The sequence below is a fragment of the Pseudomonas sp. B7 genome (genome assembly GCF_016735645.1).
GTDB lineage: Bacteria > Pseudomonadota > Gammaproteobacteria > Pseudomonadales > Pseudomonadaceae > Aquipseudomonas > Aquipseudomonas glycinae.
Genome location: NZ_JAERRE010000001.1, coordinates 961,079 through 985,618, shown reverse-complemented (window position 1 = coordinate 985,618; position 24,540 = coordinate 961,079). Strand labels below are relative to the sequence as shown.

Below are 24,540 nucleotides of genomic sequence, written 5' to 3'. Positions count from 1 at the left end.
ATTTCCAAGGCCGATGGCTAGGCTGCATACCCGCTATCCATCCAGTCCATCGGTGCTTTCCCATGTTCAACAAACGCCTGAAGCAAGAGCTGGCGGCTCTTCGTGAAGAACTCTCCAGCCTTCTGCAAGTGAAGGAGAGCCTGGAAAGCGAGATGCTGGTGCTCACCCTTGAGCCCGACGGACGGATTCAGTCGGTCAACCAGAACTTCCTCAGCGAAATGCTCTACAAGAGCCACGACCTGATTGGCCGCGCCATCGAAGACATCGTGCCGGCCCATGTGAAATCCGACGAATTTCATCACCGCTTCAAGGCCGCTCTGACCCGTGGCGAGCATTTTGCCGGCGCCGTTCGCCTTTCCCGCGGCAATGGCGAAGAGGCGTGGCTGCGTTCGATCGTGCAGCCGATTCGCTCGTCGGATGGCCGGATCAAGCACTTCTCGATTTTCTCCAGCGACCTGACCCGCACCATCGAGGCCTCGCGCGAACACGAAAACCTGATCGGCGCACTGGTGCGTTCGACCGCCGTGATCGAGTTCGACCTCAGCGGCAACGTACTGAGTGCCAACGACCGGTTCCTGCAGGGCATGGGTTACAGCCTGGCGCAGATCAAGGGCAAACATCACCGCCAGTTCTGCGAGCCGGAGGAGTACAACAGCGCCGAGTACCAGAACTTCTGGCGTCGCCTGAATAACGGCGAATTCGTTGCCGGCCGTTTTAAGCGAGTCGATAGCCATGGTCGGACGGTCTGGCTGGAGGCGTCCTACAACCCGGTGCTCGACGCCAACGAAAAGCTCTACAAAGTGGTGAAGTTCGCCACGGTGATCACCGATCAGGTCAATCAAGAGCAGGCCGTCGCCGATGCCGCCAATATCGCCTACAGCACGTCCCTGCAAACCGACAGCACCGCCCAGCGTGGCACCCGTGTGGTGACCGAAGCGGTCAATGTGATGCGCGATCTGTCGAAGCACATGCAGACCGCCGGCGAAGGCATCGAGGCGCTGAACGAGCAATCCCAGGTGATCGGCACCATCGTCAAGACCATCAGCGGCATTGCCGAACAGACCAACCTGCTGGCACTTAACGCCGCCATCGAAGCCGCTCGCGCCGGTGAACAGGGGCGCGGGTTTGCGGTGGTGGCCGACGAAGTGCGGCAACTGGCTTCGCGCACCAGCCAGGCGACCGAGGAAATCGTCGGCGTGGTTCGCCAGAACCAGGACATGGCGCGCAACGCCGTGGCCCTGATGACCGACGGCAAGCAACAGGCCGAGCAAGGTCTGGCGCTGGCGGCGGAGGCCGGTACGGTGATCGTCGAGATCCAGGACGGCGCGCAGAAAGTGGTGGATGCAGTCGGCCAGTTCGCCAACCAGCTATCCAACTGATGCCTGCCAGGCGAAGGGATTGCCCACGGCAATCCCTTCGTTGTTTTTATCCCGCTACAATCGGCTCTTTTTCCCGGAGCAGATCCCATGAGCGAGTCCTTCCGTCGCCCGGTTCCCCTGAACAAAGCCTACCGCCTGCTCAATCACGGGCCGACCGTGCTGGTCAGCGCCACCCATGACGGGCAGCGCAACATCATGGCTGCTGCGTGGGCCATGCCGCTGGATTTCGAACCGCCGAAAGTCGCGGTGGTCCTCGACAAATCCACCTGGACCCGGCAACTGCTCGAGGCGTCGGGCACCTTTGTTCTGAACGTTCCTTGCGTGCATCAGGCCGACATTGTGCAGACTGTCGGTTCGACCTCGGGCCTGGAAATCAATCGCGATCAAGGTCAGGACAAGTTCCAGGCGTACGGCTTGCAGAGCTTCGCTGGCGAGCAGGTCGAGGCACCGATGCTGGTCGGTTGCGTGGCCTGGCTCGAATGCCGGTTGCTGCCGGAACCGCGCAATCATGAACAGTACGATCTGTTCCTGGCCGAGGTGATCGCGGCGCAGGCTGATTCGCGGGCGTTCAGCGATGGACGCTGGCATTTTGAAGGGCATGACGGCCTGCGCACGCTGCACCATGTGGCCGGTGGACATTTCCTGACCATTGGCGATCCGGTGGATGGCAAGATGCTCGAGGTTTGAGCGCCGCTGAATGACAAGTCATGGCCGGATGTTGCAATACAAAAAAGGCTTACCTCTCGGTAAGCCTTTTTCAGTTGGCAGCGTTGATTCAATCCCCCAACGCTGCTCCTTCGCGCCGAGGATCTGCCCCACCTGACAGCGTTGCCTTCCCCGCAGCATCCTTGACCCGCACGATGGCCTGGGTGCCGCTGGTCATGTCGATTTCGCTGACGGTGTGGCCCTTGTCCTTGAGTGCCTGGATCAGCGTCGGGCTGAACTGGCCCTGTTCGAGTTCAGTGGGGCCGTTGCGGCTGCCGAAGTTGGGCAGGCTGATGGCGCTTTGCGGGTCGAGGTTCCAGTCGAGCAGGCCGACCGTGGTTTTGGCCACGTACTCGATGATCTGCGAGCCGCCCGGAGAGCCGACGGTGGCGACGAACTCGCCGCTGTTGCGGTCGAAGATCAGGGTCGGCGCCATCGATGAGCGCGGGCGTTTGCCGGGTTCCACGCGGTTGGCGACTTTCTGGCCGTTCTCTTCGGGGAGGAACGAGAAATCGGTCATCTGATTGTTGAGCAAGAAGCCCTGAACCATCAGGTGCGAGCCGAACGCTGCTTCGATGGTGGTCGTCATCGACACGGCGCCACCGAAGTCATCCACGGCAACCACTTGTGAGGTGGAAATGCGCAGTGGCGAGCGATCCGGCGCATAGGCAACCTGTATGCCCGGCGGTGTACCGGGTTTGGCGCTGCCCATGCTGCGTTCGCTGATCAGGCTGGCGCGACTGGCCAGGTAACCCGGATCGACCAAGCCTTTGACCGGTACCGGCACGAAGTCGGTATCGGCTACGTATTGCGCGCGGTCGGCGTAGGCCAGACGCTCGGCTTCGGCGATCAGGTGCACGGCTTGCGGTGCAGGTTCGATGCCGGCGGGCTTATTGGTCTTCACAGGCTTGAGCGGCGTCAGGGCCTGACGCGGATCGCGGGTTTCCAGCGCCTGCAAGGTGCCGAGAATCTGCGCCACCGCAATCCCGCCCGATGAGGGTGGCGGCATTCCGCACACCTGCCAGCGCTTGTAGTCGGTGCACAGGGGCGCGCGTTCCTTGGCCTGATAGTGCTGAAGGTCGGTCAGCGACAGGCTGCCGGGGTTGGCGTGGCCCTGAACCTTGTCCACGATCTCTTCGGCGATCGGGCCTTTGTACAGAGTGTCTGCGCCTTCGTTGGCGATGCGCTTGAGCACGGCGGCCAGCGCCGGGTTCTGCAAGCGAGTGCCGACGGCTTTGACGCTGCCGTCGCTGTTCAGAAAGTACTTGGCCATGTCTGGCGAGCGGCGTATCTCCGGATCGGATTCCAGCAGTGAATGCAGGCGCGGAGAGATTGCAAAGCCCTGCTCGGCGAGTTTGATCGCCGGTTCGAACAGCTTGGCCCACGGCAAGCGGCCGTGCTTTTTGTGCGCCAGTTCCAGCGCTCGCATCACGCCCGGCGTGCCGACGGAGCGTCCGCCGATCTGCGCCTGCGGGAACGGCATCGGTTTGCCGTCTGCCTGTAGAAACAGCTTCTCGGTCGCGCCGGCCGGTGCGGTTTCGCGACCGTCGTAGGTGCGCACCTGTTTGCCATCCCACAGCACGATCATCGCGCCACCACCGATCCCCGAGGACTGCGGTTCGACCAGGGTCAACACGGCTTGCATCGCGATGGCGGCATCGATGGCGGAACCACCCTGACGCAACATTTCGCGACCGGCTTCGGCGGCCAGCGGATTGGCTGCGGCGGCCATGTGTTTTTCGGCGTGGCTGGCTTGCAGGCCGGTGCGGTAGCCGGAGGCGGCTTCCGGTGCCACTGGCAGGGTCGAGGAGGGCGGTGCGTTGCAGGCCGTAAGGGCAATGGCGCTGACGATCAGTGTCAGGGCGGGCAGACGAAAGCGGTTCAGGGAAAGGGCTGGAAGCACGCGGGGCTCTCCGTCCGTGGGATAAAAGTCTGACGGACTGTATCGGCCGGCCGCGTACGACGCAAACCGCAGGCATCTTCGTCCTTCATGCCTTGGCGGATTTTCTGTAGGGTCATGGGCAAACGTGAAGCCAGAGCAATCAACAAGAGGCCGCCATGCACAACGAGTTTCCGACCCAGCCCAGCTATCGCGAACAGCGCGAGCGCTTTCTTGCTGCCGCGAAGGTGGCGGGTGCCACGCTCTCTTCGTACGCGCATCCGCTCAATGGGCCGTTTGGCGAGTCTTTGAGTACCGATGTCGCGGTGCTGGGGGATCCAGCGGCCAAACGGCGCCTGGTGGCGCTCAGCGGCACCCACGGTGTTGAAGGTTATTACGGTTCGGAGTGCCAGATCGACTGGCTGAAGCATTTCACGCCGGAGTCGCTGCCGAAGGATGTCGCGGTCGTGATGATCCACTTGATCAACCCGTGGGGCACGGCGTGGCTGCGGCGGGTCAATGAAGACAATATTGACCTCAACCGCAATCACCTGGATTTCAACCGACCGCTTCCGGACAACCGCGCTTACGCGGCGCTTCATGAAATCTACGCCTGCACCGATTTGAACGGCCCTCAGCGGCAACAGGCTGATGCCTTGCTGGATGCGCAAATTGCCGAGCACGGCTGGCCGGCGGTGATGTCGATTGTCGAGAGCGGTCAGCACAGTCATCCCGACGGATTGTTCTTCGGCGGGCTCGCGCCGAGTTGGTCGAATCGCACGTTGCATTCCATCATCGAGAATCATCTGGCCGGCGCTGAAACCGTGATGTGTTTCGACCTGCACACCGGCGCCGGTGAGTACGGGCATCCGATGCTGCTGACGATTACCCAGGCGCCGTATCCGGCACTGGCCCAAGCGCAATCGATTTACGGCCCGTGGCTTTACACGCTACACACCGGCGCCGAAACCTTGAGTGATACCGGCGTTGCAGCAACCGCCACCGGGTACACCTCGCAGGCACTGCTCAATGCGCTGCCGAATGTGCAGCTGATGCCGTTCGTGATCGAGTGCGGCACTTATCCGGGGCCGGACGTGCATCGTTACCTGCGCGACGATCACTGGCTGCATCTGCATGGCGATCCGCTGGATGCGACGGGGCGGGCGATCAAGTTGAATCTGCTGGAGCAGTTTTATCCGGCGGATCCGGACTGGCGGGCGATTGTCGGTTTGCGGACGCGGCAGATTTGGGCGAAGGGGCTCTTGGCCTTGGGGGAAGAGGTATAAACAAACGGCTTGCCTTTCGGTAAGCCGTTTTAGCTGTTTGGAGTATGGATTCCAGATGTTTACTGCTTGAAACCAGGTAGGCCGTTGGCAGCACGCCACTCTTTCACCGTTTCTGTGATGCCTTCGGCTGTCACTCTTTTGCTCAAATCCTCCGGCCAATAAATCAAGTCAGATCCTGCCGGGTGCTCACTGAGACGTTCAAACTCAAAAAGTAACGGATCAAGTATTTCATCGGGACTTGTATTGGCCGCCAGCACGGATTTCAGAAACTCAATGAACTCAGCTTCTGTGTAGTCAGAAATGGTTTTTTTCATGGCTATCCACTTCGGTGGTTTTCAACGTGATTTTTTGGAGTGTTCACTCGCAAGTTGTCTATGTCGTATACCGCGCCGTTATTGGCAATATGCTCGACGTGATGCAACTCATAAGATGTTCTGTCTCCCGCCCAGTCTTGCCTGCGAGCCTTTGGCGACAAACCATTGCGCATTCGCTCGATGTTCCCCTGTATGAATTGTTCCGCCAGATCAGGATCATTGGCCACTTCCTCCCAAAACGCCTCCCTGAATTTGTCGAAACTTGAAAACTCCCGCCCTCTGAGCCTGTTTGCTATTCGCGTGGGAATCGGCACACCAATCCCCGTTCCTGCTCCCGCCAGCCATATCCCGGAAACATCCTCACCAATCCCCGTCACCGTCCCAGGCGTCAATCTCGCCGGTTTCGAAAACACCACATACAACGACTTCAGCCCGGTCTCTGCCGGAAACACCAGAATACAATCTTCGGCAGTAATGTCTTCGCCGGGCAGGATTTCAATCTGGCTGTCGGTGTTCGCGGCGATCGGGTGGACGAGGATCGTGCTCAGTGGTTCGCCGTGCTCCGGATAAACCAGCGGTGGCATCAATCCCAGCGGCCCGCGTTGCGGCGTCCACAGAATGGTGATGCCGTTGAGTTTGGCCTCCATGGCGCTCTTGTCGCTGTTCCACTCGACTTTTACGGTACGCACCGAGTCATCGCCCGAAGCGCCGGTGTGAATGCCGTAAACCTGCATGACCCCTTCGGCATCACGCCGGAACTGGAAGCGCACGCGAGTGGTGGCGCGGCTCATGCTGCGTAGCTGTTCATCAGTGTGAAGCGTGCCGTCGCCCATTCGGGTCGGGAGCATCCCGAGGATAAACACGCTGGCCGGGCCTCCCGCACCGCGGATTGCCCAATTAAGGCGCTGCTGCAGGATTCCACCACCGGCCATGCGCCCCAACGCCAGATCGGCGCCGATGGCCTTCGCTACGGCGTGACTGGCAGCGGGAATGCGCAGGGCGCCTGCCACCATGACTTTGCCAAAGTGAGAGGCGGGCTCAGGTGTTGTGCCGGCATCCGTTCGACACCAGTTGTCCGGTGTGCAGGACTTGGCAAATACCAGATCGTCGCGGGGCGTCGGGGTGGGCCATTCGTCTGTCCGGATATAAACGGGTTCTGGTGGCGGGGGTGGAATCCATCCGGTCCATGTCGCGTTTTCGCTCGGGCGTTTTCGACGCCACTCATCGTCGAAAAGGAATTTGTTCAGGTCCATGACCACTCCCTGTCTGTCCTGGAATCGAGACAGGGGAGCGTGTCGGTCAATCGGGATGGCGATCAAATCGACTTGCCGGGATGCAGAGGCCTGATCGAACGAATAATCCTCTTCGTACGCCTTTCGCGCTCTGTTCCTACGGAATCATGCCGGCCCACTGAAGTGGGCCACTTTTCTCGAGGCACAAAAAAACGGCCTATCTTTTGGTAAGCCGTTTTTAATACTTAGTGGTGTGAAGTCATTTCAGTGATTGACCATGAATCTTCACTTCTTGAATCCTGGCAGTCCGTTTGCTTCATGCCATGTCGCGATTGTACGGGCTATGCCAGATGACGACGTGTCAGCACCTGGCTCAGGGTAGTAGATAAGATCCATCTTGCTCGGATGCCCAACGATCTTGTTGAAGTGCAACAATAGAATATCTGCACGGTCATCTGTAGGTGCCTTGTCTTCCTTTCTGATCTCGTCAATGAACTCAACGAAGTCTTGTTCGGTGTAATCAGAGAAATTGCTTTTGATGAAGGGGTCGCTCATGCAGTTGCCTCAATCTTGGTGTATTTCGACGTGATTTTTAGGAGTGTGGACCCTCAGGTTGTCAACGTTATAGACCTCGCCGCCTTGAGATATCAGTTCCACATGATGAATTTCGTGAGAGATTCTTTTACCAGCCGCATCAGCTAATCGGGCGCGAGGCGCCTTTCCGTTGCGCATACGCTCCAAGCTATCTTCGCTGAGTTGCCCGGCTAGCCTGGTATCTTTTGATGCTTCGGCCCAGAAGGCGCGCCTGAATGAATCAAAGCTGGAATATTCACGCCCTCTTAGCGAATCGGCAATGCTGGTTGGGATTGGCGCACCAGATCCCCCCCGGGCATGGTCAAGCCATACACCGGAAACATCCTCCCCAACCCCCGTCACCGTCCCCGGCATCAATCTCGCCGGTTTCGAAAACACCACATACAACGACTTCAGCCCGGTCTCCGCCGGGAACACCAGAATACAATCCTCGGCGGTGATGTCTTCGCCGGGCAGGATTTCAATCTGGCTGTCGGTGTTCGCGGCGATCGGGTGGACGAGGATCGTACTCAGTGCTTCGCCGTGCTCCGGATGAACCAGCGGCGGCATCGATCCCAGCGGCCCGCGTTGCGGCGTCCACAAAATCGTGATGTCGTTGAGCTTCGCCTCCATGGCGCTCTTGTCGTTGTTCCACTCGACTTTTACGGTACGCACCGAGTCGTCGCCCGAGGCTCCGGTGTGGATGCCGTAAACCTGCATGACGCCTTCGGCATCGCGTCGGAACTGGAACCGCACGCGAGTGGTGGCGCGGCTCATGCTGCGTAGCTGTTCATCAGTGTGAAGCGTGCCGTCGCCCATTCGGGTCGGGAGCATCCCGAGGATAAACACGCTGGCCGGGCCTCCCGCACCGCGGATTGCCCAATTAAGGCGCTGCTGCAGGATTCCACCACCGGCCATGCGCCCCAACGCCAGATCGGCGCCGATGGCCTTCGCTACGGCGTGACTGGCAGCGGGAATGCGCAGGGCGCCTGCCACCATGACTTTGCCAAAGTGAGAGGCGGGCTCAGGTGTTGTGCCGGCATCCGTTCGACACCAGTTGTCCGGTGTGCAGGACTTGGCAAATACCAGATCGTCGCGGGGCGTCGGGGTGGGCCATTCGTCTGTCCGGATATAAACGGGTTCTGGTGGCGGGGGTGGAATCCATCCGGTCCATGTCGCGTTTTCGCTCGGGCGTTTTCGACGCCACTCATCGTCGAAAAGGAATTTGTTCAGGTTCATGACCACTCCCTGTCTGTCCTGGAATCGAGACAGGGGAGCGTGTCGGTCAATCGGGATGGCGATCAAATCGACTGGCGCAGATGCAGGTGCCTGGACGAACGAAAAATCCTCTTCGTACGCCTTTCGCACCGGGTTCCTACAGAATCAGACCGATCCAGCGGGGAGGGCACTTTTCTCGAGGCATAAAAAAACGGCCTACCTTTCGGTAAGCCGTTTTTAGTACTTGGTGGCTACACAGGGACTTGAACCCCGGACCCCAGCATTATGAATGCTATGCTCTAACCAACTGAGCTATGTAGCCAAGTGGCGCGCATTATTCCCCTGAAATGGAAAAGCGTCAAGCGTAAATTCAAAATATTTCTTCTTATTTTCAACCGCTTATCCTCCCGCGCCGAAAAAAGGCGCGGGAAGGGCTTTCAACGCAGCTGAAATCTTCCGGTGTTGGCACTCAAGGCATGGCTGCCCTGGCTCAAGGTGTCCGCCGCAAGGTTCACCGCCCGCGCGCCTTCGAGCAGGCGAACTGCCGCCTGATCCACCTGCTGGATATTGCCGCTGACCTCATCGGCGGTGCTCGCCTGTTCTTCGACTGCCGTGGCGATCTGGGCGAGGGTGTCAGTGACGCTCTGCACGGCGCTGGCGATTTCCCCCAGGCGTTCGCCAAGTCCCGTGACGGCTTCCGCGTCCGATTGCGCCTGGCCGCACGCAGCCTCCATCAGGCTCACGGCTTCATTGACCGTATTGCGCAGGCTGTCGACCGTTCCGGCAATCTGCGCCGTGGACGACTGCGTACGTTGCGACAGGCTGCGCACCTCATCCGCCACCACGGCAAAACCACGACCTTGTTCACCCGCGCGAGCGGCCTCGATAGCGGCGTTGAGTGCGAGCAAGTTGGTCTGCTCGGCGACGCCACGGATGGTGTCGACCACCAATTGAATCTGCTGCCCTTGCTCGCTGACCCGGCCGAGCGCTGCGGCAGTTTCGTTCAGGCGCTGATTGAGCTGTTGAATGCTCGCCGTGGTGCGCTGACTGTCACGGCTGCTGTCGGCAGCGATGCGCCGGGTGTGCTGGGCGCTGCCGGAAGCCTGTTCGCAACTCTGCGCCACGCCCTGGGAGGTCGCCGCCAATTGCGTGGCTGCGGCGGCGATCTGGCTGATCTGCAATTGCTGCGCTTCGACTTCGCTGAGAGCTCCGCTGGAGTGATCATTAAGGCTGCGCACGGCGTTGCTCAGTTGCGAAGTCTCGTGATCGACACCCAGCAGGCTGGTGCGCAACTGCACCACGGCCACGTTGAGTGCAGTGCTGATCGACGCCAGTTCATCACGGCCCACGACCGGCACTTGCAGGCTCAGATTGCCGTCACGCAGGGCCTCGGCCAGCAGCGTGATGCCACTGGCGCTGCGGCGGATCGAGGCTTGCAGGCAGACGAACAGGTACAGCGCCGCCAGCAACAGAAAACCGAAGACCGCCGCGACAACGATGAACTGACGAATCGCCGATCCATGGTAGTCATCCAGCCGCTGATCCAGCGACACCAGCGATTGCTGGCGCAACGTGGCAAGGTTGCCGAGCAGGGCGTCAAGGCTGCGTTCGAACTCTTCCGGCTTGAGATTGATGCTGCCGCCGAACACGCCGTCATCCAGCACTTTCAACCCGGCATCCAGCTGTTTGAGGCTGTCGTGATACTGCCCGGCCCAGCCTTGCAGGGCTGGCGGCAGACGCGCTTCGAGCAGGCTCGCGGTTTTCACCAACTGCTCGCGGGCGTCGCCGATACGGCTGCGCAGGTCACGCAGTTGCAGACGGCTTTGCAGGGTGAACTGGCCGGAAACTACAGAAGCCTGGCCGACGGCTGCCAGTCGGCCGACCCGCTCGATCAGGTCCGGTGCGTGCTGGGTGGAAATCTGTGTCAGCAGATACGTTTCCAGCCACGGCGCGAGGATCAGCCGATTGTCCATCGCGATTTGTTCGCGCAACGCTTGCAGGGCGCTGAGCGCATTGGTGAAGCGGTCGTAACCGTCCGGCCACCAGCCGACACCGGAAAGGCTTTTCGAGTCCAGACCATTGAGCGCGGCTTGCAGAGCCTGATAGCGGGTCAGGGTTTCGCTTTCCGCGCCTTCGGCTTGCAAGGCATTGCCCAGCTCCAGCGTGGCCTGGGCCACGGCAGGTTGCACGCCATCGAATGCGGCCACGGCGGCCAGGGTGGCGGGCGTCGGCTGGCGGTTGGTTTCCGTGGCGCGCCAGCGGGCGGCGCGGTCACGTTGAGCGGCGAGCAGGTTGTCGAGTGCATCGAGGGCAAGCAACTGCCGCACACCGGCACGTTCGCCGGCGATCAGGTTGAGTTTGTCGCGATAGTCCTGGCCGATCATTAACAGGCTGCCGGCCAATGGCAGGATAAACAGCAGAAACAACAACTGGAATTTACGCGCGAAGCCAAACCGCCCCAGCAACCTGATCCCCGGTGATAAAAAAGCCTGCATGCCCCATGACTCCTCTGGACACCACGCACCATCGGCGTGCATCCCGGTCGCTGCGACCGGGATTGGTGCCCTGCTAAAAGGCCTCGAAAGTTCACCCTTGCCCGCTCTGTAGGCCGGCTCTGTAGCGAAACTTCCCATTCTCGATGCCCTTTGTAAGGGCGCCGCGTTCAAGCCGATAAGCAAGGCAAGATTCAGACCATGGCGTTGCGCTATCACTTGCGGCGCGACGACTGAATAGTTCGTTAGCTGGCTAAGAGGATGGCGCTGACGCACCGAAAAATGGCACATTGACGCACCTGCCCGCGTGCACCCATCTGCAGTCCGGAAATTCCCATGGCTATCAGCAATGTTCAGACCGCCGCTGCCTCGGCGTCCGCTCCTCCCCAGAGCAGCCCTTTGGTGATGCGCATCATTGGCGCGGTGGCGCTGGCGCATTTGATCAATGACCTGATCCAGTCAGTGTTGCCGTCGATCTATCCGATGCTCAAGGCCAACTATGGTTTGAGTTTTACCCAGGTCGGCCTGATTACCCTGACCTTCCAATTGACCGCTTCGCTGCTGCAGCCGTGGGTCGGTTATCACACCGATCGCCATCCGAAACCGTGGCTGTTGCCGGCAGGTTCTGTGTGCACCCTGATTGGCATCGTGATGATGTCGATGGTTGGCAGTTTTCCGTTGATTCTGCTGGCGGCGGCGCTGATCGGCATTGGTTCATCAACCTTTCACCCCGAGGCTTCTCGTATCGCCCGCCTGGCTTCTGGTGGGCGTTTCGGTCTGGCGCAGTCGACGTTCCAGGTCGGTGGTAATGCCGGTTCGGCCTTCGGCCCGTTACTCGCGGCGGCGATCATCATTCCTTTCGGGCAGGGCAACGTGGCCTGGTTCGGCTTGTTCGCGGTGTTTGCGCTGTTCGTGCTCTATCGCATCAGCCGCTGGTACGCCCATCACCTGAACCTGTTCAAGCTCAAGGCCGGCCAGGCCGCCACTCACGGACTGTCGAAGGGCAGGGTGATCAGCGCTCTGGTGGTGCTCGGTCTGCTGGTGTTCTCCAAGTACTTCTACATGGCCAGCCTGACCAGCTACTTCACCTTCTACCTGATCGAGAAGTTCGACCTGTCGGTTGCCAGTTCCCAATTGCACCTGTTCCTGTTCCTCGGCGCAGTGGCGGCGGGCACGTTCTTTGGCGGACCTATCGGCGACAAGATCGGGCGCAAGGCGGTGATCTGGTTCTCGATCCTTGGCGTGGCACCGTTCACGCTGCTGATGCCGCATGTCGACCTGTTCTGGACCAGCGTTCTGAGCGTGGTGATCGGTTTCATCCTCGCTTCAGCGTTCTCGGCGATCGTGGTGTACGCGCAGGAGCTGGTGCCGGGCAACGTCGGAATGATTGCCGGGGTGTTCTTCGGTCTGATGTTCGGCTTTGGCGGGATTGGCGCGGCGTTGCTCGGGCATCTGGCGGACATCCACGGCATCGAATACGTGTACTTCCTGTGCTCGTTCCTGCCGCTGTTCGGGGTGCTGACGATCTTCCTGCCGAGAACCAAAAAAGCCTGACAGGCTGAATTTCGGGCAAAAAAAAGCCGCGTATCAACGCGGCTTTTTCTTGGGTGCAGCTTTTACACGTTGAAGCGGAAGTGCATCACGTCGCCGTCCTTGACGATGTAATCCTTGCCTTCCAGGCGCCATTTGCCGGCTTCCTTGGTGCCTGCTTCACCCTTGTACTGGATGAAGTCGTTGTAGGCGATCACTTCGGCGCGGATGAAGCCTTTCTCGAAGTCGGTGTGGATCACGCCGGCTGCTTGCGGTGCGGTGGCACCGACGCGGACGGTCCAGGCGCGGACTTCTTCGACACCGGCAGTGAAGTAGGTCTGCAGGTGCAGCATTTCGTAGCCGGCGCGGATCACGCGGTTCAGGCCAGGCTCTTCCAGGCCCAGGGCCTCGAGGAACATGTCTTTCTCTTCGCCGTCGTCCAGCTCGGCGATTTCCGCTTCGATCTTGTTGCAGACCGGGACAACCATCGCGCCTTCTTCTTCGGCGATGGCCTTGACCACGTCCAGGTGCGGGTTGTTCTCGAAACCGTCTTCAGCGACGTTGGCGATGTACATGACCGGTTTGGTGGTCAGCAGGTGGAAGCCCTTGATGATGGCCTTTTCGTCGGCGCTCATGTTCTTCATCAGGCTGCGCGCAGGCTTGCCTTCGCTGAAGTGCGGGATCAACTGCTCAAGCAGGGCCTTCTGGGCCACCGCGTCCTTGTCACCGCCCTTGGCGTTGCGCGCGACTTTCTGCAGTTGCTTCTCGCAGCTGTCGAGGTCGGCGAAGATCAGTTCCAGGTCGATGATTTCGATGTCGCGTTTCGGGTCGACGCTGTTGGAGACGTGGATCACGTTCTCGTCTTCGAAGCAGCGCACGACGTGAGCGATCGCGTCGGTTTCGCGGATGTTGGCCAGGAACTTGTTGCCCAGGCCTTCACCTTTCGACGCGCCGGCAACCAGGCCCGCGATGTCGACGAATTCCATGGTGGTCGGCAGGATGCGCTTCGGATTGACGATGGCCGCCAGAGCGTCGAGACGCGGATCCGGCATCGGCACGATGCCGCTGTTCGGCTCGATGGTGCAGAAGGGGAAGTTCTCGGCCGCGATCCCGGACTTGGTCAGGGCGTTGAACAGGGTGGACTTGCCGACGTTAGGCAGGCCGACGATGCCGCAATTGAATCCCATGGTGTTTCCCCTCGGATTAGAGTCAGGCCTTCTGGCTGTGCAGGTTTTTCATCGCGCGGTTCCATTCACCGGCGAGGATATCCGGCAGCACGCCGAGGGCAAAGTCGATGCTGGCATCGAGTTTTTCCTGTTCGGCGCGTGGCGCACGACCCAGGACGAAATTTGAAACCATACTGGCGACGCCCGGGTGGCCGATGCCAAGCCGCAGGCGGTGGAACGTATTCTGATTGCCCAATTGCGCAATGATGTCGCGCAACCCGTTGTGACCGCCATGGCCGCCGCCGACTTTGAGTTTGGCGACGCCCGGAGGCAGATCGAGTTCGTCGTGTGCCACCAGGATCTCTTCAGGCTTGATGCGGAAGAAACCGGCGAGTGCCGCCACGGCCTGGCCGCTGCGGTTCATGTAGGTGGTGGGAATCAGCAGACGAACATCCTGACCCTGATGCGAAAAACGCCCGGTCAGGCCGAAATACTTGCGATCGGCCACGAGATTCACATTCTGTGCGTGGGCGATGCGCTCAACAAAAAGGGCCCCTGCGTTATGCCGGGTCTGCTCGTATTCAGCGCCTGGATTTCCCAGGCCAACGATCAGTTTGATGGCAGTCACGATAGGGGCCCTTCCTTTGAGTGGTGGATAACATCGCCGCGATCAGGGAAGGCGGCGAAAGTGGACGAAAAATGCTCATTTACCATGGATGTAAACTCCGCGTTCCCGCCCGCTTTCTCGCTACGTTCCAGTCCGCGATGTTACCTGCTCACTCAGGCATGACAGAGTGATTTACTCTGCTGCGCCTTCTTCGGTAGCTTCTGGAGCAACACGTGGAGCGTGGACGTTGGCAACAGCCTTGTCATCGCCGTGTGCCAGAGCAACGAACTCAACGCCTTTAGGAGCCTTGATGTCCGACAGGTGAACGATGGTGCCGATTTCAGCGTTAGCCAGGTCGACTTCGATGAACTCAGGCAGGTCTTTTGGCAGGCAGGAAACTTCGATCTCGGCAACAACGTGCGAGATTTCGCCGCCTTTCTTCACTGGAGCAGCTTCGTTGATGAAGTGCACAGGAACGATAGCGGTCAGTTTCTGGCCAGCTACAACGCGTACGAAGTCAGCGTGCATCACGTGGCCTTTGGCCGGGTGACGTTGCAGAGCCTTGATGATCACGTTCTGCTTGGTGCCACCAACGTTCAGTTCGATAACGTGGCTGTAGGCCGCTTCGTTTTCGAGCAGTTTGGCAACTTCTTTGGCCAGCATGCTGATGGATTCAGGGGCTTTGTCGCCACCGTAAACAACAGCTGGAACCAGGGCAGCGAGACGACGCAGGCGGCGGCTCGCACCTTTCCCCAGGTCGGAACGCAGTTCAGCATTCAAAGTAAAATCGTTCATTTTGTATCTCCAAAATAGCCATGACCGAGTGGCGTTTGCGACCAGCGCCGAACACGGTATGGGCAAAAAAGCCCCGCCCCGGCAGGAATGCCGGGGCGGGGCGCTTTTCGTCAACGAGACATTTCGAGAAGGGCAGGGCCCTTAACGGAACATCGCGCTGATCGATTCTTCATTGCTGATGCGGCGAACCGCTTCGGCAACAACCGGTGCGATATCCAGTTGACGGATACGTGCACAGGCTTGTGCTGCAGCGGACAGCGGGATGGTGTTAGTGACCACCAGCTCGTCCAGCACGGAATTTTCGATATTCTCGATGGCCCGACCCGACAGCACAGGGTGTGTGCAGTAGGCAAAGACCTTGGCTGCGCCATGCTCTTTCAGGGCCTTGGCCGCGTGGCACAGAGTGCCGGCGGTATCGACCATGTCATCGACCAGAATGCAGGTACGCCCTTCGACATCGCCGATGATATGCATCACTTCAGAGTGATTGGCTTTCTCACGGCGTTTGTCGATGATCCCGAGATCCACACCCAGGGATTTGGCAACGGCACGTGCACGCACGACGCCACCAATGTCCGGGGACACGATCATCAGGTTCTCGAAGCGCTGATCTTCAATGTCATCCACCAGAACCGGGGAGCCGTAGATGTTATCTACCGGAATATCGAAGAAACCCTGAATCTGGTCAGCATGCAGATCCACCGTGAGAACACGGTCGATGCCGACTACGGTGAGCATGTCAGCAACGACTTTCGCGCTGATAGCCACACGTGCGGAACGCGGACGGCGATCCTGACGGGCATAACCAAAATAAGGAATAACAGCAGTGATACGAGTAGCCGAGGAGCGGCGGAAGGCATCAGCCATCACTACCAGTTCCATCAGGTTATCGTTGGTCGGAGCGCAAGTCGGCTGAATAATGAAGACGTCTTTACCACGAACGTTTTCATTGATCTCGGCTGTAATTTCGCCGTCGGAAAATTTACCGACAGAGATGTCACCGAGAGGGATATGCAGCTGACGTACGACACGCCGAGCCAGATCGGGGTTAGCGTTCCCCGTAAAGACCATCATCTTGGACACGCGCAGTACCTGAAGGCTGAGGGTATACCTGGATGAGTATAGGAAAATGGCAGGGGCGGCTGGATTCGAACCAACGCATGGCAGGATCAAAACCTGCTGCCTTACCGCTTGGCGACGCCCCTGTATCTGTTGCTTGCAAGTGCCGGGCACTTGGTTCCTTTAGAGCAGACTTTGCAGCTTGCGATGCAACATCGAAACGTTGCTTCCTTTCGCTACAAACCCTGTAAGGGTCTCTGTCAGAAGGGCCGAGACTTTATCAGCTTCAGCTTTGCTTGGGAAGCCCCCAAACACACAACTTCCAGTTCCGGTAAGTTTTGCTTCGGTAAAATTACCTAACAAATTCAATGCGTTACGTACTTCTGGATAACGCCTCGAGACCACCGGCAAGCAGTCATTTCGACTGTTTCCCTCGGGAACGGGGCGCACTTTAATGGGCGGCGTGTTACGTGTCAACAAAGGATCTGAAAAAATTTCTGCCGTACTAACAGAGACTTGCGGAACGAGCACGACGTACCACGGTTCGGCGGGCTCGACCGGGGTCAGTTTCTCACCGACACCTTCGGCAAAAGCCGCATGACCACGCACGAACACCGGCACGTCGGCGCCCAGCGTCAGGCCCAGTGCAGCCAGGCGATCTTCATCCCAACCCAGTCGCCACAAATGATTGAGGCCAAGCAGGGTGGTGGCCGCATTCGAGCTGCCGCCCCCGATGCCGCCGCCCATCGGCAGGATCTTGTCGATCCAGATGTCGATGCCGAGCGAGCAGGCGGATTGTTCCTGCAGTTTTTTCGCCGCGCGCACGATCAGGTTGCTGTCGTGGGGCACTCCGTCGAATTCGGTGTGCAGGCGAATCACGCCGTCGTCACGGACGGCGAAGGTGATTTCGTCGCCGTAGTCGAGGAACTGAAAAAGCGTCTGCAATTCGTGATAACCGTCTTCACGGCGACCGAGAATGTGCAACATCAGGTTGAGTTTGGCCGGTGAAGGCAAAGTGAGGCGTGGAGCGGTCATGCGTTATTGCCCCAGTTTGCGCGGTTGCCAGGTCTTGATCACCAGCGTCACGTCCAGATCGCTGCCGTGCAGCTTGATCCGCTCGGGCAGCCAGTAACCGTTCTGTTCGGCATAGCTGAGGTATTCAACCTGCCAGCCATCCTGATCCAGATTGGCCAGGCGGCTGTTGCCGTCCAGGGTCAGACGGCTTTTGCTGTCCGGTGCCGGGAGGCCGCGAACCCACCACGCCAGATGCGAGACCGGCAGTTTCCAGCCCAGTTGCTCTTCGACCAGTGCTTCCGGAGTCGGCGCTTCATAACGGCCCTGATTCGCCACTTCCAGCGACACCGCGCCCGGACGGCCGGTCAGTCGCGCCGCGCCACGACCCAGCGGGCCGGACAGGCGGATGTCGTAGTAATCCTGACGTTGCAGCCAGAACAGCGTGCCGCTGCCCGAATCTTTCGGGGCGCGGATGCCGATCTTGCCGTCGATCTGCCAGCCGTCGAGGCCGGTCAGGTGTTGTTTGTTCGCGGCCCACTGTGCCGGATTGCCGTGGCCTTCGACCGATTCACGGGCGCCGAAGCCCGCGCAACCGGCGAGCAGGGCGATGAAGCTGAAAACGATGACGTGGCGCAAAAACATGAGTTAAAGAGTCTCGGATCCGGTCAGGCGCTTGATGGTGCTGCGCAGGATGGTGCTGTCAGGCTGGTCCTTGAGGAACTTGCCCCAGATTTGTTTCGCTTCGCGCTGTTTGCCCTTGGCCCACAGCACTTCGCCCAGATGCGCGGCGACTTCGTGATCGGGGAAGCGCTCGAGGGCCTGACGCAGGTATTTCTCGGCGTCTTCCAGATTGCCCATGCGGAAGTTCACCCAGCCGAGGCTGTCGAGAACCGCCGGGTCTTCCGGGTTGATCTGGTGCGCCTGCTCGATCAGCGCCTTGGCTTCAGCGTAGCGGGTGGTGCGGTCGGACAGGGTGTAGCCGAGGGCATTGAGGGCCATGGCGTTATCCGGATCGCGCTTGATGATCAGGCGCAGGTCTTTTTCCATTTGCGCCAGGTCATTGCGTTTTTCCGCCTGCATCGCACGGGTATAAAGCAGATTCAGATCGTCCGGGTATTGCTGCAGCGCTTGTTGCAGGACTTTCCAGGCCTTGTCGCCCTGATTGTTGGCGGACAGGGTTTCGGCTTCGATCAGGTACAGCTGGATCGCGTAATCCGGCTGCTCGTCACGCTCGGCGGCGAGTTTGCTCTGGGCTTCGGCGGTCTTGCCGTTGTTCATCAGAATATCGGCCTGACGCAGTTGCGCCGGCAGATAGTCGTTGCCGGGGCCGACCTGGGCGTATTCGATAAGCGCGCCTTGTGGGTCGTTGCGTTCTTCGGCGATGCGGCCCAGGTTCAGGTGCGCCGAATCGACATGGCTTTCCCGGGCGATCAGGTCTTCCAGATAACCCTTGGCCTCGTCCCAGGCCTTGGCTTCCAGGCAGACCAGTGCCAGCGAGTAACGCAGTTCGTCGTCTTCCGGGTATTGCTGAACCAGGGTGGAGAACTCGACCTTGGCATCGTCCATCCGGTCCTGTTCCACCAGCATCCGCGCGTAAGTCAGGCGCAAGCGCTTGTCGTCCGGGTATTTCTTGATGCTTTTCTGTAACAGCGGCAAGGCTTCGTCGCCACGGTTCAGCCCTTGCAGCAGGCGTGCACGCAGCAGAATCGGGGCGATCTCACCATCTTCCGGCGGATTGTCTTCAAGCAGGGTCAGCGCACCTTGGGTGTCGCCGTCCTGCTGCATCAGCAGGGCCTTGCCGAAAATCAGCTGATTGTTGTTCGGGTGACGCTGCAACAGGCGGTCGAAGCTTTTCATCAGGCCGTTGCGGGTTTCCTGATCGGTGTCGGCGGCCGATAGCGCGAGGAAGTCGAAATGGGTGTCGCCCTTGCCCTGCAGGACTTTCTCCATATAGACCATCGAGTCGTCATAACGCCCTGCACGAGCCAGTTGCACGGCGGCGGCGCGTTGCGCTTCGAGGTCGTCAGGGGCGTTTTTCGCCCAGATCAGTGCGGTATCGAGGGCCGGCTGGTCGGCGCCCAGGTACTCGGCGATGCGGAAGGCACGCTCGGAAACGCCCGGATCCTGGGTGTTGATGGCCTGGGTCACGTAGTTGTCCAGGGCAATGTCGAAACGATTGCGCTGGCCGGCGAGTTCGGCGCTCAGCAGGCTGAACACCGTTTCCTGGCTGAACGAGCTGTAAACCTTGGGCTTTTCAGGAGCCGGCGTGGTGTCTTCGACCGGTGAGGCACCGTCCTGCGAAACGGGGGCCAAGGCCTGGCAGCCGCTGAGGAAGACAAAAGCGAGGAGCAACGCGGAAGATCTATTCATATAGGAAGAGGACGACTAACCTGCGGTCGGATCATCATGACACAAGCCTTCGGCCAAACATAACCGAGACTCGATTGTGGCCATTATAGGGGCCGGCAATTGGGACAATAGTCAGCGGTAGTTGTTCTGAATCTGACGAAGTAGGACAATTGCCGGCTTCACGTCACCATCAGCGACCTTGAATGGCCTTCCTTGCACTCGGTATCAACCACAAGACTGCTTCAGTAGACGTCCGCGAGCGCGTGGCCTTTACCCCTGAGCAGCTGGTGGAGGCCTTGCAGCAGCTCTGCCGACTCACCGACAGCCGCGAAGCTGCGATCCTCTCCACCTGCAATCGCAGTGAGCTGTATATAGAACAGGATCAGCTTTCGGCCGATATCGTGCTGCGCTGGCTGGCCGACTATCACCATTTAAGCCTCGATGAGCTGCGCGCGAGTGCTTATGTGCATGAAGATGATGCGGCAGTTCGTCACATGATGCGTGTCGCCTCCGGGCTCGACTCGCTGGTGCTGGGCGAACCGCAGATTCTCGGCCAGATGAAATCGGCCTACGCCGTGGCCCGCGAGGCCGGCACCATCGGGCCGCTGCTGGGGCGACTGTTCCAGGCGACCTTCAACGCCGCCAAGCAAGTACGTACCGACACCGCCATCGGCGAAAACCCGGTGTCCGTGGCGTTTGCCGCCGTCAGTCTGGCCAAACAGATTTTCAGCGACCTGCAACGCAGCCAGGCCCTGCTGATCGGCGCCGGCGAGACCATCACCCTGGTCGCCCGCCACCTGCATGAACTGGGGGTCAAGCGCATCGTGGTCGCCAACCGGACGCTGGAGCGCGCCAGCCTGCTGGCCGAGCAGTTCGGTGCCCACGCAGTGTTGCTCTCGGACATCCCGGCCGAACTGGTGCGCAGCGACATCGTCATCAGTTCTACCGCCAGTCAGTTGCCGATTCTCGGTAAAGGCGCGGTGGAAAGCGCGCTGAAGCTGCGCAAGCACAAGCCGATCTTCATGGTCGACATCGCCGTTCCCCGTGACATCGAGCCAGAAGTCGGCGAACTCGACGACGTTTACCTCTATAGCGTCGACGATCTGCACGAAGTGGTCGCTGAAAACCTCAAGAGCCGTCAGGGCGCAGCGCAGGCGGCCGAAGAGATGGTTTCGGTCGGCGCCGACGATTTCATGGTGCGCCTGCGCGAGCTGGCGGCAGTCGATGTGCTCAAGGCCTATCGTCAACAGAGCGAACGCCTGCGCGACGAAGAACTGCAAAAGGCCCTGCGCCTGCTGGCCAATGGCGGCAACGCCGAAGACGTGCTCGGGCAACTGGCCCGTGGCCTGACCAACAAACTCCTGCACGCCCCGAGCGTGCAGTTGAAAAAGCTTTCTGCCGAAGGCCGCCTCGATGCGCTGGCCATGGCTCAGGAACTCTTTGCCCTCGAGGGCTCACCGGATAGCTTTTCGGATAAAAAACCGCAATGAAAGCGTCACTGCTCAATAAGCTGGACATTCTCCAGGACCGTTTCGAGGAACTGACCGCGCTGCTCGGCGACGGCGAAGTCATTTCCGACCAGACCAAATTCCGCGCTTATTCCAAGGAATACGCCGAACTTGAGCCGGTGGTACAAGGCTATAAAAAGCTGCTCGGCGTACAAGGCGATCTTGAAGGCGCACAGGCGCTGCTCAAGGACAGCGACCCGGACATGCGTGAAATGGCCGTGGAAGAAGTCCGCGAAGCCAAGGAATTGCTGATCACGCTGGAATCCGACCTGCAACGCATGCTGCTGCCCAAGGATCCCAACGACGGGCGCAACGTGTTTCTCGAAATCCGCGCCGGCACCGGTGGTGACGAGGCGGCGATCTTCTCGGGTGACCTTTTCCGCATGTACTCGCGTTACGCCGAACGCCGTGGCTGGCGCGTGGAGATCCTCTCGGAAAACGAAGGCGAACACGGTGGCTATAAAGAAGTCATCGCCCGCATCGAAGGCGACAACGTTTACGGCAAGCTGAAATTCGAATCCGGCGCGCACCGCGTACAGCGTGTACCCGCCACCGAATCCCAGGGCCGTATCCATACCTCGGCCTGCACCGTGGCGGTATTGCCCGAGCCGGACGAGCGTGAAGCCATCGAGATCAACCCGGCGGATTTGCGCGTCGACACTTACCGCTCCTCCGGGGCCGGTGGTCAGCACGTCAACACCACCGATTCGGCGATCCGCATCACCCACATACCGACCGGCACCGTTGTCGAGTGCCAGGAAGAACGTTCCCAGCACAAGAACCGTGCCCGGGCGATGGCCTGGCTGTCGGCCAAGCTCAACGACCAGCAGACCGCAGCGGCGGCCAACGCCATCGCCAGCGAACGTAAATTGCTGGTGGGTTCCGGTGACCGCTCCGAGCGTATCCGCACCTATAACTTTGCCCAGGGACGGGTCACCGACCATCGCGTCAACCTGACCCTGTATTCCCTCGACGAAATCCTCGCCGGTGGCGTCGAAGCGGTGATCGAGCCGTTGCTGGCCGAATACCAGGCCGACCAGCTCGCAGCGATAGGTGAGTAAATGACCATCATCGCCAGCCTGTTGCGCGCCGCCGAACTGCCGGACTCGCCCACCGCGCGTCTGGACGCCGAATTGCTTCTGGCTGCCGCGCTGGGCAAATCCCGCAGTTTTCTCCACACCTGGCCCGAGCGCATCGTGCCCAGCGAAGCCGCTCTGGTTTTTGCCGAGTACCTGCAACGTCGCCGCGGCGGCGAGCCGGTCGCCTACATTCTGGGTCAGCAGGGTTTCTGGAAGCTCGATCTGGAAGTCGCGCCGCACACGCTGATCCCGCGCCCGGACACCGAACTGCTGGTGGAGGCCGCACTGGAATTGCTGCCGGCGACTCCGGCAAAAGTTCTCGATCTGGGCACCGGCAGCGGGGCGATTGCCCTGGCTCTGGCCAGCGAGCGCCCGGCGTGGAAAGTCACCGCCGTGGATCGCGTGCTGGAAGCCGTGGCCCTGGCCGAACGCAATCGCCAGCGCCTGCACCTGAACAACGCGACGGTGCTGAGCAGTCACTGGTTAAGCGCCCTCGAAGGCAAGCGTTTCGAGTTGATCATCAGCAATCCGCCGTACATTCGCGCCGCCGATCCGCATCTGATGGAAGGCGATGTGCGTTTCGAGCCGGAAAGCGCCTTGGTGGCCGGCATCGACGGGCTCGACGATCTGCGCCTGATCATCGCCCAGGCGCCGGCCCATCTGGAAGCCGGCGGCTGGCTGATGCTCGAACATGGCTATGATCAAGCCGAAGCCGTGCGCGATCTGCTGCTGACGCAAGGTTTCGACGAAGTCCACAGCCGCACCGATCTGGGCGGCCATCAACGGATCAGCCTGGGGCGCCTGCCGTGCTGAATGATCAGGAATTGTTGCGCTACAGTCGGCAGATCCTGCTGCAACACATCGACATCGATGGCCAGTTGAAGCTCAAGGACAGTCGGGTATTGATCGTCGGTCTCGGTGGTCTCGGTGCGCCGGTGGCCTTGTATCTGGCGGCGGCGGGTGTCGGTGAATTGCACCTGGCGGATTTCGACACGGTCGACCTGACCAACCTGCAACGCCAGATCATCCACGACACCGATAGCGTCGGCATGACCAAGGTCGACTCGGCGCTCAAGCGCCTGAGCGCGATCAACCCTGAAATCCGACTGGTGCCCCATCGTCAGGCGCTGGACGAGGATTCCCTCGCCGCAGCTGTGGCGGCGGTAGATGTGGTACTCGACTGCTCGGACAATTTCTCCACCCGCGAAGCGGTCAACGCCGCGTGCGTGGCGGCGCGCAAGCCCTTGGTCAGCGGCGCCGCGATCCGCCTTGAAGGACAGCTTTCGGTGTTCGACCCGCGTCGCGCCGAAAGCCCGTGCTACCACTGCCTGTACGGTCACGGCAGCGAAGCCGAACTGACTTGCAGCGAAGCCGGCGTGGTCGGGCCGCTGGTCGGTCTGGTCGGCAGCTTGCAAGCGCTGGAAGCCTTGAAGTTGCTGGCAGGTTTTGGCGAGCCACTGGTGGGTCGTCTGCTGTTGATCGATGCACTGGGCTCGCGTTTCCGTGAGCTGCGGGTCAAGCGCGACCCCGGTTGCAGCGTCTGTGGTTCGCAGCATGCGTGAAGCGCCGATTGCCGTCTTCGATTCCGGCGTCGGCGGTCTGTCGGTGCTGGCGGAAATCCAACAACTGCTGCCGAATGAATCGCTGCTGTACCTCGGCGATTGCGGCCATATTCCTTATGGCGAGAAAACCCCGGAATTCATCCGCCAGCGTTGCAGCGTGATGGCCGGTTTTTTCCGCGAGCAGGGCGCCAAGGCGCTGGTGATCGCGTGCAACACCGCGACCGTGGCCGGCGTCGCCGATCTGCGCCGGGATTTTCCCGAGTGGCCGATCGTCGGCATGGAGCCGGCGGTCAAACCGGCGGCCGCCGCCACCCGCAGCGGTGTTGTGGGCGTACTCGCCACTACCGGGACCTTGCAGAGCGCGAAATTTGCGGCGCTGCTCGATCGCTTCGCAACGGATGTGCGGGTCATCACGCAGCCATGCCCTGGACTGGTGGAGCTGATTGAAAGCGGCGACCTGCACAGTCCCCAGTTGCGTGCCTTGCTCAAGCACTATGTCGATCCGCTTCTGGCCAACGGTTGCGACACGATCATCCTCGGCTGCACCCACTACCCGTTTCTCAAGCCGATGCTCAAGTCGATGATCCCCGAGAGCATCAGCCTGATCGATACGGGCGCGGCCGTGGCTCGACAACTGCAGCGACTTCTGGCCGAGCGTGACCTGCTCGCCGAAGGGCCGAACCGCCCGGTCAGATTCTGGACCAGCGCCGATCCCGAGTCTTTGCGCAGTACCTTGGTCCTGCTGGGCCAAGTCGATGGCGACGTCGAAAAATTCACCTTGTAAAAAAAATGT

General features: G+C 60.2%; 22 protein-coding genes, 2 tRNA genes and 1 pseudogene. 10 read left to right on the top strand and 15 right to left on the bottom strand.

The features are described from left to right. Positions 1-62 precede the first annotated feature (62 nt). The 3 genes and pseudogenes from JKA62_RS29185 to JKA62_RS04650 all read left to right on the top strand — a co-directional run. Positions 63-791, top strand: a pseudogene (locus JKA62_RS29185) (PAS domain-containing protein); the annotation flags it as partial. Positions 792-947: 156 nt separating this feature from the next. Next, the gene (locus JKA62_RS29180) at positions 948-1,379 is read left to right on the top strand and encodes a methyl-accepting chemotaxis protein (protein WP_236676451.1); all 432 of its coding nucleotides are present in this window, start codon (positions 948-950) and stop codon (positions 1,377-1,379) included. An 87-nt stretch (positions 1,380-1,466) separates the two neighbouring features. After that, positions 1,467-2,066 carry a flavin reductase family protein gene (locus JKA62_RS04650; RefSeq protein WP_011335935.1) on the top strand — a complete coding sequence of 200 codons (600 nt, stop codon included), beginning with the start codon at positions 1,467-1,469 and terminating at the stop codon, positions 2,064-2,066. Positions 2,067-2,154: 88 nt separating this feature from the next. On the opposite strand, the gene ggt is transcribed toward JKA62_RS04650, so the two are convergent. Further along, the gene (gene ggt / locus JKA62_RS04645) at positions 2,155-3,987 is read right to left on the bottom strand and encodes a gamma-glutamyltransferase (protein WP_011335934.1); all 1,833 of its coding nucleotides are present in this window, start codon (positions 3,985-3,987) and stop codon (positions 2,155-2,157) included. A gap of 155 nt (positions 3,988-4,142) precedes the next feature. Between ggt and JKA62_RS04640 the strand changes: the two genes are divergently transcribed. Further along, positions 4,143-5,249 (top strand): DUF2817 domain-containing protein, encoded by a 1,107-nt coding sequence (locus tag JKA62_RS04640; RefSeq protein ID WP_011335933.1) that lies wholly within the window; start codon positions 4,143-4,145, stop codon positions 5,247-5,249. 59 nt (positions 5,250-5,308) lie between these two features. Here JKA62_RS04640 and JKA62_RS04635 read toward each other — a convergent pair whose 3' ends face one another. From JKA62_RS04635 to JKA62_RS04610, 6 genes are all read right to left on the bottom strand, one after another. Continuing rightward, positions 5,309-5,563 (bottom strand): bacteriocin immunity protein, encoded by a 255-nt coding sequence (locus tag JKA62_RS04635; protein ID WP_011335932.1) that lies wholly within the window; start codon positions 5,561-5,563, stop codon positions 5,309-5,311. 2 nt (positions 5,564-5,565) lie between these two features. Beyond that, complete coding sequence (locus JKA62_RS04630) at positions 5,566-6,816, bottom strand: S-type pyocin domain-containing protein (protein ID WP_011335931.1); 1,251 nt, start codon at positions 6,814-6,816, stop codon at positions 5,566-5,568. A 264-nt stretch (positions 6,817-7,080) separates the two neighbouring features. Further along, the gene (locus tag JKA62_RS04625) at positions 7,081-7,350 is read right to left on the bottom strand and encodes a bacteriocin immunity protein (protein WP_011335930.1); all 270 of its coding nucleotides are present in this window, start codon (positions 7,348-7,350) and stop codon (positions 7,081-7,083) included. A 9-nt stretch (positions 7,351-7,359) separates the two neighbouring features. Then, positions 7,360-8,607 carry an S-type pyocin domain-containing protein gene (locus JKA62_RS04620; RefSeq protein ID WP_011335929.1) on the bottom strand — a complete coding sequence of 416 codons (1,248 nt, stop codon included), beginning with the start codon at positions 8,605-8,607 and terminating at the stop codon, positions 7,360-7,362. Between the two features lie 224 nt (positions 8,608-8,831). Next, positions 8,832-8,908 (bottom strand) — tRNA-Met (locus JKA62_RS04615). A gap of 115 nt (positions 8,909-9,023) precedes the next feature. Beyond that, positions 9,024-11,081: a methyl-accepting chemotaxis protein gene (locus JKA62_RS04610; RefSeq protein ID WP_011335928.1), complete on the bottom strand. Its 2,058-nt coding sequence runs from the start codon at positions 11,079-11,081 to the stop codon at positions 9,024-9,026. 333 nt (positions 11,082-11,414) lie between these two features. Between JKA62_RS04610 and JKA62_RS04605 the strand changes: the two genes are divergently transcribed. Continuing rightward, entirely contained in the window at positions 11,415-12,632 is a 1,218-nt protein-coding gene (locus JKA62_RS04605; RefSeq protein WP_011335927.1) for an MFS transporter, read from the top strand. A 62-nt stretch (positions 12,633-12,694) separates the two neighbouring features. Here the strand turns inward: JKA62_RS04605 and ychF are convergent, their stop codons facing one another. From ychF to JKA62_RS04565, 8 genes are all read right to left on the bottom strand, one after another. After that, positions 12,695-13,795, bottom strand: a complete 1,101-nt coding sequence (gene ychF, locus JKA62_RS04600) for a redox-regulated ATPase YchF (protein ID WP_007951727.1) — start codon at positions 13,793-13,795, stop codon at positions 12,695-12,697. 22 nt (positions 13,796-13,817) lie between these two features. Then, complete coding sequence (pth, locus tag JKA62_RS04595) at positions 13,818-14,402, bottom strand: aminoacyl-tRNA hydrolase (protein ID WP_007951726.1); 585 nt, start codon at positions 14,400-14,402, stop codon at positions 13,818-13,820. A 171-nt stretch (positions 14,403-14,573) separates the two neighbouring features. After that, a complete protein-coding gene (locus tag JKA62_RS04590) occupies positions 14,574-15,176 on the bottom strand; it encodes a 50S ribosomal protein L25/general stress protein Ctc (RefSeq protein WP_011335926.1) in 603 nt (200 codons plus the stop codon). Between the two features lie 141 nt (positions 15,177-15,317). Next, positions 15,318-16,259, bottom strand: coding sequence for a ribose-phosphate pyrophosphokinase (locus JKA62_RS04585; RefSeq protein ID WP_003171603.1), 942 nt, complete (start codon positions 16,257-16,259; stop codon positions 15,318-15,320). A 47-nt stretch (positions 16,260-16,306) separates the two neighbouring features. Continuing rightward, positions 16,307-16,381 (bottom strand) — tRNA-Gln (locus JKA62_RS04580). Between the two features lie 37 nt (positions 16,382-16,418). After that, a complete protein-coding gene (gene ispE, locus JKA62_RS04575; RefSeq protein WP_011335925.1) occupies positions 16,419-17,270 on the bottom strand; it encodes a 4-(cytidine 5'-diphospho)-2-C-methyl-D-erythritol kinase in 852 nt (283 codons plus the stop codon). 3 nt (positions 17,271-17,273) lie between these two features. After that, positions 17,274-17,891 carry a lipoprotein insertase outer membrane protein LolB gene (gene lolB, locus JKA62_RS04570; protein WP_011335924.1) on the bottom strand — a complete coding sequence of 206 codons (618 nt, stop codon included), beginning with the start codon at positions 17,889-17,891 and terminating at the stop codon, positions 17,274-17,276. Between the two features lie 3 nt (positions 17,892-17,894). After that, complete coding sequence (locus JKA62_RS04565; protein ID WP_007951720.1) at positions 17,895-19,619, bottom strand: tetratricopeptide repeat protein; 1,725 nt, start codon at positions 19,617-19,619, stop codon at positions 17,895-17,897. Positions 19,620-19,801: 182 nt separating this feature from the next. On the opposite strand from JKA62_RS04565, the gene hemA reads away from it, so the two are divergent. From hemA to murI, 5 genes are read left to right on the top strand one after another with little or no spacing between them, the layout of a single operon-like run. Beyond that, positions 19,802-21,088 carry a glutamyl-tRNA reductase gene (gene hemA, locus JKA62_RS04560; protein ID WP_007951716.1) on the top strand — a complete coding sequence of 429 codons (1,287 nt, stop codon included), beginning with the start codon at positions 19,802-19,804 and terminating at the stop codon, positions 21,086-21,088. Then, a complete protein-coding gene (prfA, locus tag JKA62_RS04555; RefSeq protein WP_011335923.1) occupies positions 21,085-22,167 on the top strand; it encodes a peptide chain release factor 1 in 1,083 nt (360 codons plus the stop codon). Before hemA ends, prfA begins: the two co-directional genes overlap by 4 nt. Continuing rightward, complete coding sequence (gene prmC / locus JKA62_RS04550; protein WP_201816494.1) at positions 22,168-22,998, top strand: peptide chain release factor N(5)-glutamine methyltransferase; 831 nt, start codon at positions 22,168-22,170, stop codon at positions 22,996-22,998. It abuts the gene before it with no gap. Next, positions 22,992-23,747, top strand: a complete 756-nt coding sequence (locus JKA62_RS04545; protein ID WP_011335921.1) for a molybdopterin-synthase adenylyltransferase MoeB — start codon at positions 22,992-22,994, stop codon at positions 23,745-23,747. Before prmC ends, JKA62_RS04545 begins: the two co-directional genes overlap by 7 nt. After that, on the top strand, positions 23,740-24,531 hold the full coding sequence (gene murI / locus JKA62_RS04540; protein ID WP_011335920.1) for a glutamate racemase: 792 nt from the start codon (positions 23,740-23,742) through the stop codon (positions 24,529-24,531). Before JKA62_RS04545 ends, murI begins: the two co-directional genes overlap by 8 nt. Positions 24,532-24,540: the final 9 nt, after the last annotated feature.